The sequence below is a fragment of the Streptomyces sp. NPDC054840 genome (assembly GCF_053611065.1).
This window is the reverse complement of record NZ_JBSGZP010000305.1, coordinates 1-8,343: the sequence shown is the minus strand read 5'-3', so window position 1 is coordinate 8,343 and position 8,343 is coordinate 1. Positions and strand designations below refer to the sequence as shown.

The 8,343-nt window shown below is 71.8% G+C and carries 6 protein-coding genes; 3 read left to right on the top strand and 3 right to left on the bottom strand.

The window, feature by feature from the left end:
* On the bottom strand, positions 1-1,287 hold a 1,287-nt coding region (locus tag ACWGIU_RS21405), incomplete at its 3' end, for a sigma-70 family RNA polymerase sigma factor (RefSeq protein WP_453708068.1).
* Positions 1,288-1,436: 149 nt separating this feature from the next.
* Entirely contained in the window at positions 1,437-2,210 is a 774-nt protein-coding gene (locus ACWGIU_RS21400) for a TetR/AcrR family transcriptional regulator (RefSeq protein ID WP_453708066.1), read from the bottom strand.
* Between the two features lie 338 nt (positions 2,211-2,548).
* Between ACWGIU_RS21400 and ACWGIU_RS21395 the strand changes: the two genes are divergently transcribed.
* Both ACWGIU_RS21395 and ACWGIU_RS21390 read left to right on the top strand, forming a co-directional pair.
* Positions 2,549-3,967, top strand: coding sequence for an NAD(P)/FAD-dependent oxidoreductase (locus ACWGIU_RS21395; protein ID WP_453708064.1), 1,419 nt, complete (start codon positions 2,549-2,551; stop codon positions 3,965-3,967).
* A 135-nt stretch (positions 3,968-4,102) separates the two neighbouring features.
* Positions 4,103-5,908 (top strand): ATP-binding SpoIIE family protein phosphatase, encoded by a 1,806-nt coding sequence (locus ACWGIU_RS21390; RefSeq protein ID WP_453708070.1) that lies wholly within the window; start codon positions 4,103-4,105, stop codon positions 5,906-5,908.
* 94 nt (positions 5,909-6,002) lie between these two features.
* Here ACWGIU_RS21390 and ACWGIU_RS21385 read toward each other — a convergent pair whose 3' ends face one another.
* The gene (locus ACWGIU_RS21385; protein ID WP_453708062.1) at positions 6,003-7,328 is read right to left on the bottom strand and encodes an MFS transporter; all 1,326 of its coding nucleotides are present in this window, start codon (positions 7,326-7,328) and stop codon (positions 6,003-6,005) included.
* A gap of 125 nt (positions 7,329-7,453) precedes the next feature.
* Between ACWGIU_RS21385 and ACWGIU_RS21380 the strand changes: the two genes are divergently transcribed.
* Positions 7,454-7,990, top strand: coding sequence for a MarR family winged helix-turn-helix transcriptional regulator (locus ACWGIU_RS21380; protein ID WP_030774675.1), 537 nt, complete (start codon positions 7,454-7,456; stop codon positions 7,988-7,990).
* The last annotated feature ends 353 nt before the right edge of the window (positions 7,991-8,343 follow it).

The window sequence follows — 8,343 nt, the reverse complement described above, 5'->3', positions numbered from 1 at the left end:
CACCACGCCCGCGGCCGCGGCCACCGCGATCCCGGCGGCGATGGCCGCCTTGGCCGGCAGCCCGAGCCCTTCGGCGGCCACGGAACCCCCGGCCCCACCTCCAGCTCCTGCAGCCCCACCTCCGGCGGCGCCACCCACGGCCCCGGCCCCACCTCCCGCCCCGGCAGCCCCACCTCCGGCTCCGGCGGCGCCACCCGCGGCCCCGGCTGTGCCTGCCGCCGCGGTCGACCCGCCGGCGGCGGCCGCGGCGGCCCCGGCCCCGCCCGCGGCGACGGCTCCACCGGCCAGCACCCCGGCGGCCTTGCCCGCGTACCCGGCGGCGAACCACCCGATGACCGCGACCGGGAGCAGCGCCGGAATGCCCGCGTTGACATCCTGGAGCTCCCCGGCGGCCAGCCGGCACTTCACGCACTCCTCCAAGTGCTTGCGCAGCCCCCGCTCCGCCCGCATCCGCAGCCCGCCCCGCGCGTAGGCGCCCAGCCGGTCCGCGTACCGCGCGCAGTCGCCGCCCTCGCTCAGCGCCGAACTCACATGGGCCTGCAGGTACGCCTGCTTGAGCCCTTCCCGGGCCCGACTCGCCAGCACGGCGGTGGCGTTGGCGCTCAGCCCGAACAGCGGCGCGATCGCACTCGGCGACGCCTCCTCGACGGTGGTGTGCCACAGCACGGCCTGCCACCGCTCGGGCAGGCTGCGGAAGGCCTGCACGGCCAGCGACCGCTCGGCCTCGTGCATGGCCCTCACATCCGCGCCCAGTTCGAGCGTGGCGTCCCCGGAGAGCCCGGACAGTCCGGCCGCCCCGCCCTCCGTACCCGTGGAGACCTGCTCGGCGAAGACGGCGAAGTCCTCGACGAGTTGCTCCCGCTTGGCGGTCTTCGCCCAGGCGGCGGCGACCCTGCGCACGGTGGTCAGGAGATAGGCCCGCACCGACTGGTCCGGCCCGGCCCCGCCCCGTACCGCCTGCAGGGTCCGCGCGAACACCTCGGCGGTCAGGTCGTCGGCGGTGTGCGCGTCCCGGCAACAGGACCGCGCGTAGCGGCGGAGGGAATCGGCGTGCCGACGGAACAGCTCCTCGTACGCGCCGTCGTCACCACCCCGCATCCGGGCGATCAAGTCCCCGTCGGACGGCGGCAGCTCGCCCCAGGCGCCGCCGGGTCCGGAAGAGCCCGAGGGGCGTGCGTGCCGCCCGCCCGGGTCGCGCTGCGCCGGCACCTGTCGGGCGGGCAGGCTGCCCGCCTCCACCTCGCTGCCGCCGCCACCGCGTGGCTCTTCCCGACCGTCAACGCTCATCGCGGAGACTCCCGCACGACCCACTCAACCGGTACACCGGGCAAGCGTGTCACACGGGGGACGGGCGCCGGCCCCCTCTGCGCGCCATCCACTCATCCGGGCACATTCCGGCGAATCGCCCTCTCGGACCTCACCGGCGCCCGCCGAGGTCACACCGTCCGGGACCGCAGCCCTTCGAGCAGGATGTCGAGCAGGCGCGTCGAGGCCGCCGCCTGCTGCGCCGGGTCGGGCAGCGCGGGCGCCGCCGTCGCTATCACCAGCAGCACATCGGCCACCGTGACGTCGCCACGCAGCTCACCGGCCTCCCGCGCCCGGTGCACCAGCCGGCCGACCACCTCCAGCAGCGCACCCGCACCCGCGTCGTCCGAGGGCTCGTTGTCGGCGGAACCGCGCGTGCCCACGACCCGCAGGTCGGGAGCCCCGGCGGCCGACACGGCCTGCCGCTGGTGCGGAACCCGGGCGGCCTCCGCCTCCTCGGCTTCGTCCTCGACGGCCGAGCCGACCCGCAGGACCTGCGGCGGCAGCAGCCGCCCGGCGCCCGAGGCCACGGAGGTGCGCAGGAAGCGCGACAGCGCCTGCCACGGCTCCTCCTCCTGGCCCAGCGCGGCCTTGGCCTGCTCGGTCAGTCGCGTGGTCTCCTCCTCGGCTATGCGCCGCACCAGGACGTCCTTGCTCGGGAAGCGTCGGTACACGGTGCCGACACCGACCCGGGCGCGGCGAGCCACGTCCTCCATCGGAGCCCCGTAGCCCAGCTCGCCGAAGACCTCACGAGCCGCCCGCAGGACGTGCTCCAGGTTGCGCTGGGCATCGACGCGCAGCGGCGTGGACCGGCCTACACCGTGCGTGGTGCCGCCCGCGAGAGCGCGCCCGTTGCTCTCGACCGAGAGCGCGGTCGCAGAACCATGGAAATCGGAAATGTTCATATGTATCCCCCGGTAATCATTTGTCTCCCCCCGGAGACACTCCCCGCCTTCACGTCGAGGGGGCCACGGTCTCGGGCCCGGTCCTACTCCTCGACGAGATACGAACATAGTTGAGCCAGAGTCAATTCAGAAGAGGCAGCCCCGGACGGAGCACCGCCCGATCGGAGCATTCACCCCCACTTTTCCGTTCCGCGCCTCCGGAATTTCACATTCCGCATGCCTTGACCTGCAGATTTTCGCCACAAGCTGAGGTCCTCTTGCGCCCCGCCCCAGCACTCACTCCGGTCACACAAACTGCCGGGCCTGTGGACAAACTCCCGGCCACGTTGCGTCATGGGATGGTGAAGGCTGCTAACTCCCGGGGCACGACCCCCGGTACCCCGCCCCGTACGCGCATCCTGATCGTCGGCGGCGGCTACGTCGGCATGTATACGGCGCTCCGACTCCAGCGAAAGCTGAGAGCCGGCGAAGCCGAGGTCACGGTGGTCAGCGCCGAGCCCTACATGACGTACCAGCCCTTCCTCCCCGAAGCGGCCGCGGGCGCGATCTCCCCCCGCCACGTCGTCGTCCCGCTGCGCCGCGTGCTCGGCAAGTGCCGCATCGTCATCGGTGAGGCCCAGCGCATCGACCACGCCAGACGGACCGTGACCGTCAGCACCCTCGCCACCGCCGACGAGGGCTCCGGCCCCATCGAGATGGAGTACGACGAACTCGTCCTCGCCCCGGGCTCCATCTCCCGCACCCTCCCCGTCCCGGGACTCGCCGACTACGGCATCGGCTTCAAGACGGTCGAAGAAGCCATCGGACTGCGCAACCACGTCATCGAACAGATGGACATCGCCTCCTCCACCCGCGATCCCGCCCTCCGCGACGCCGCCCTCACCTTCGTCTTCGTGGGCGGCGGCTTCGCGGGCGTCGAAGCCCTCGGCGAGCTGGAGGACATGGCCCGCTACGCCGCCCGGTACTACCACAACATCAAGCCCGAGGACATGAAATGGGTCCTCGTCGAAGCCAGCGACCGGATCCTCCCCGAGGTCGGCGCCGAGATGGGCGTCTACACGGTCCGCGAACTGCGTCGCCGCAACATCGACGTACGCCTGGAGACCCGGCTCGAATCCTGCGAGAACCGCGTCGCCGTCCTCAGCGACGGCGCCCGCTTCCCCACCCGCACCGTCGTGTGGACCGCGGGGGTCAAACCACACCCCGTCCTGGCCGCCTCCGACCTCCCCAAGAACAAACACGGCCGCCTGGCCTGTACCTCCTTCCTCACCGTCGAAGGAGTCGAGCACGCCTGGGCCGCCGGCGACGCCGCCGCCGTCCCCGACATCACCGCGGACCAGAAGGGCCGCGAGTGCGCCCCCAACGCCCAGCACGCCGTCCGCCAGGCCAAGGTCCTCGCCGACAACCTCCTCGCCGCCCTCCGCGACGAGGTCCTGACCGAGTACGCCCACAAGTACGCGGGCTCGGTCGCCTCGCTAGGCCTGCACCGGGGCGTCGCCCACATCTACGGCCGCAAGCTCAAGGCCTACCCGGCCTGGTTCATGCACCGCGCCTATCACCTCAGCCGCGTCCCCAGCTTCAACCGCAAAATGCGCGTCCTTGCCGAATGGACCCTCGCCGGCCTCTTCAAGCGTGAGATCGTCTCCCTGGGTTCCCTCGAACACCCCAGGGCAGAATTCGAACTGGCCGCAGGCGGCGGCCCCAAGCCCCCTCCTCCGTCCCCCGCCTCCAACCCCCCGCAGAACGGCCAGGGCTGACGTTGTCAGTGCGGTCGGCCACACTGGACGTGTGACCATAGGTGCGCTCATCCCTGCACAGAGTGACATCGTCCAGTCAGCGACCGCCCACGAGCGACCCAGCGACCACTCGCGACACCACGAGGCTTGAACGCAGTGAACTTCACGCGCTGGAGCGCCCGGTTCCCCGGAACGCAGCGCCGCGCCGCCGCCCGGTCCGAACACGCAGCCGCCCAGGCCAAGCGAGGTGAAGGCGCGGTCCCGGCAGCCCGCGGCGGCCGCGCCGACCCCGGAGCCGGGCGGGCCACGCCCGCGGACGGCCACCCCGCCGACCCCACGGTCTCCGGGACCGGAAGCGGCAGCAGTGGCGGCGGCACCGGCACGCCCCCGTCCCCGGCCGCCTCCCCGGCCCGGGGGACGGGCGTCCTCACCGCCGTGCCCTCCCTCGACGAGCTCTCCGTACGCGAGGTCCTCGGCCGGCTCCCGGCCCTGGTCGCCCTCGTGCACGGCCCCGAGCACCGCGTCGCCTACGTCAACGACGCCTACACCACCGGCTTCGGCGCCCGTCACCCCGGCGGCCCCGCCCACGAGGCCCTCCCCGAACTCGGCGAGCTCGGCCTCCTCCCGCTCCTCGACCAGGTCCAGCGCAGCGGCAAGTCCCGTACCGCCAAGAACCGCACCGCACCGGGCGGCGGCAGTTCGTACACGGTCACCTGCACCCCGGTCGAGTTCCCCGAGCCCCACCCCGACGGCGAGCCCGTCCCCCACCACACCGGCGTCCTGATCCACCTCGCCGACGTCACCGACCACGCCGAGGCCGTCGAGCGGCTCCGCGCCAGCGAACGCCGCCAGCGCGAGGCCGCCGTGACCCTCCAGCGCTCCCTCCTCCCCCAGGAGCTGGAGCAGCCCGACGACCTGCGCGTCGCCGCCACCTACCAGCCCGGCGGCACCGAGGCCGCCGTCGGCGGCGACTGGTACGACGTCATCACCCTCGGCGCCGGCCGCACCGCCCTCGTCATCGGCGACGTCATGGGCCGCGGCGTGCGCGCCGCCGCCGTCATGGGCCAGCTGCGCACCGCGGTCCGCGCCTACGCCCGCCTCGACCTGCCCCCGCACGAGGTGCTCCAGCTCCTCGACGGCCTCGCCGCCGAGATCGACGCCAGCCAGATCGCCACCTGCGTCTACGCCGTCCACGACCCCAACGAGGGCCTGCTCGCGTACGCCTCCGCCGGCCACCTCCCCATCCTGGTCCGCGACGAGGACGGCACCGTACGCAGAGCCGCCGACCCCACCGGCCCACCGCTCGGCACCGGCGGCTGGCTGCACACCTCGGGCACCATCGCGCTCGGCCCCGGCTCCACCGCCGTCCTCTACACCGACGGCCTGGTCGAACGCCGCGGCGAGGACATCGACGAGGGAGTCGCCGCCCTCGAACGCGCCCTCTCCGGCGCCCAGGGCACTCCGGCCGTCATCTGCGACCGCCTGATGCGCGCCCTCGGCGTGGACGCCGACCACGACGACGACGTCGCCGTGATGGTCCTCCAGCAGCCCGCCCGCACCGGATCGGACGCCGAGCTCTTCCACAATGCCGCCCTGGAACTCCTCGGCGGCATCGAGGCGGCCCCGCGCGCCCGCGCCTTCGCCCAGGGCGTCCTCGCCTCCTGGCGGTTCCCCCTAGAACTCTGCGACCTCGGCGTGCTCGCCGCCAGCGAGCTCGTCGCGAACTCCCTCCAGCACGGCACCCCGCCCATGAGGCTGCGGCTGCGGCGTACCGACCGCCGGCTGATCATCGAGGTCACCGACGGCGACGACCACCTCCCGCGCCGCCGCCGCGCCGAACCGGCCGACGAGACCGGCCGCGGCATCTCGATCATCGCGACCATCGCCTCCGCCTGGGGCTCCCGCCGCACGCCGGGCGGCGGCAAGGCCGTCTGGTGCGAGTTCGCCCTGCCGGACAAGTAGCCGCACAGCAGGAAGGCCCCGCTCCACCCGGACCGGGGCCTTCCGCACGGCCTCACCCCTGTACACAGGGCACTGGCACTACGTTCCTACGTGCTCACGCGTGGACGGCCTCGACGGCGACTTCCTCGGCCACGGCGTCCTCGGCCGCGACGTCCTTCGCCACCACGGCCGGACCGCCCTGCGCCACGACCCTGCTCGCCACCCACGGGTTGTCCTGCATCGGGCTCAGCCGCCTGCCGAGCCGCAGCGCGAGAGCGGCGATCCCGAGCGACACGAGCACGAAGACCCCGATGTAGAGCATCGGCACCCCCGCACCGAGCGGCACCCCGAGCGGCCCCAGCGCCAGAGCCATCTGCTTGACCAGCGCGAAGGCCGAGTTGTACCGGCCCACCGAGCCCTCGGGCGCCAGGTCGGCCACCAGCGGCGCCAGGGTCGGCGACAGCATGGCCTCGCCGATGCCGAAGAGCGCGTACGTGGTGATGAACGCGGCGGCGGCCATCATGGCGCTGCCGTGCCCCAGACCCGAGAACCCGGCGATGACCCACGCCACGGTCCAGATCAGTCCGACGAGCGCGATCACCCGCGACCGCCGGCGCTTCTCGACCAGCTTGAGGACGACGAACTGCGCCACGACGATCGCACCGGTGTTGGCCGCGAGCGCGAAACCGAGGGTCGAGGGGGAGATGCCGGCCGCCTCGGTACCGAACGCGGCCAGACCGGACTCGAACTGTCCGTAGCAGGCGAAGAACACCACGAAGCCCAGCACGCACAGCTGCACCATGGCCTTGTGCCGGAGCAGCCTCTTCCAGCCGCTGCCGCCCGCCTGGGACGGGTCCTTCGGCATGGCGTCCTTGATGTTCGGTACGTGCGGCAGCCGCACGCTGAGGATGACGCCCGCCAGCACCAGGAACATCACGGCCTCGATGCCGAACAGCAGGGTGAAGCTGCCGGGCCGGCTCTCGTCGACGATCTGACCGCCGAGCAGACCACCGATGCCCAGACCCAGGTTCTGCATGAAGAACTGGAGGGCGAAGGCACGGGTCCGGGTGGACGGCGTGGAGCACCACACGATCATCGTGGCCAGGGCCGGCTGCATCACGGCCTGCCCGGCGCCGAGCGCCAGCGCGGAGAACAGGATCGCCGTGATGTGGGTGGAGAGCCCGAGCGAGAGCGCACCCACCGAGGCGGTGACGGCCGCCCCGATGACCACGGGCACCGGCCCCCGTCGGTCGATGACCCGACCGGTGAAGGGCAGCGCGACAAGAGCGCCCAGGGCGAAGGCCACGAATGCGCTCGTGGCGGCCATGGAACCCAGCTCTCGCACCTGCGCCACATAGATGTAGAGGAACGGAACCGTGAAGCCGATGCCGAACGCGGTCAGCGCGTTCCCGGCCTGGATCCGCCGCAACGCAGCGCCCATCACCTTGGTCACTTCTCACCTGCCTTTGAGACCTGAAGCCTGAAGACTTCATAGCTAAACTTCAAGCCTTAACAGTACACACCGAAGGAGTTAGACGCCAACGAGCTCGTGCGATACTTCGACCCATGGGTGACACCCCCGACGGCACTGCGCCCGTCCACGAGCCGAGCCTCGACGAACAGATCGCCGTCTACCAGCGCGAGTTCCAGGACCTGGACCCCCAGGTCGAGAAGGTCGTCTCGGCACTGAGCCGCCTGAACCGCCGCATGAACGTCGCGTACGGCCGTCAGACGGCGGCCCTGGGCATCAGCAACGCGGAGTGGGAGGTGCTCAAGGCCCTCGTCATCTCCGGGGCTCCCTACCGGATGGGCCCGAGCGAACTGGCGAAGCAGCTGGGCCTCACGCCGGCGGCCATGACCCACCGGATCGACCGCATGACGGCGGAGGGCCTGGTCACCCGCGAGCGGGACGAGTCCAACCGGGTCCGCGTGATCGTGGAGCTCACCGACGAAGGCCGCAGCAAGTGGCTGGACGCGATGCGCGCGGCCACGGTCTTCGAGGAGGACCTCCTCCAAGACCTGTCCACCGCGGAGCGTGGGGTGCTCGGCGACATGCTCGCGCGCCTGCTGGACCGCGTGGAGGACCTCCAGTCACCCAGCTGACCACCGGGGTTGACACGAGCCCTGCGGATCCGTAAGGTTCTTCGAGTTGTCCCAGAGCCGGAAGGTTTTGGCGACAACGAATCCCGCCGCCTCGTTGCGGCACCCAACTCAGCACGATCTCCCACTGGGAACGAATTCGGCATGCCCGAATTTCTTTCCGAAGGCCGATTATGAATCGCCGGGGAAGTCCACTAGAGTTCGGGAGTCGGAAGGGCCCAACAGCCCGGAAGGCAAACCCCGCTGACTGGGGGTCAGGCCCGAAAGAGTCTGATAGAGTCGGAAACGCAAGAACAGAACGAAAGCCCGGAGGAAAGCCCGAGAGGGTGAGTACAAAGGAAGCGTCCGTTCCTTGA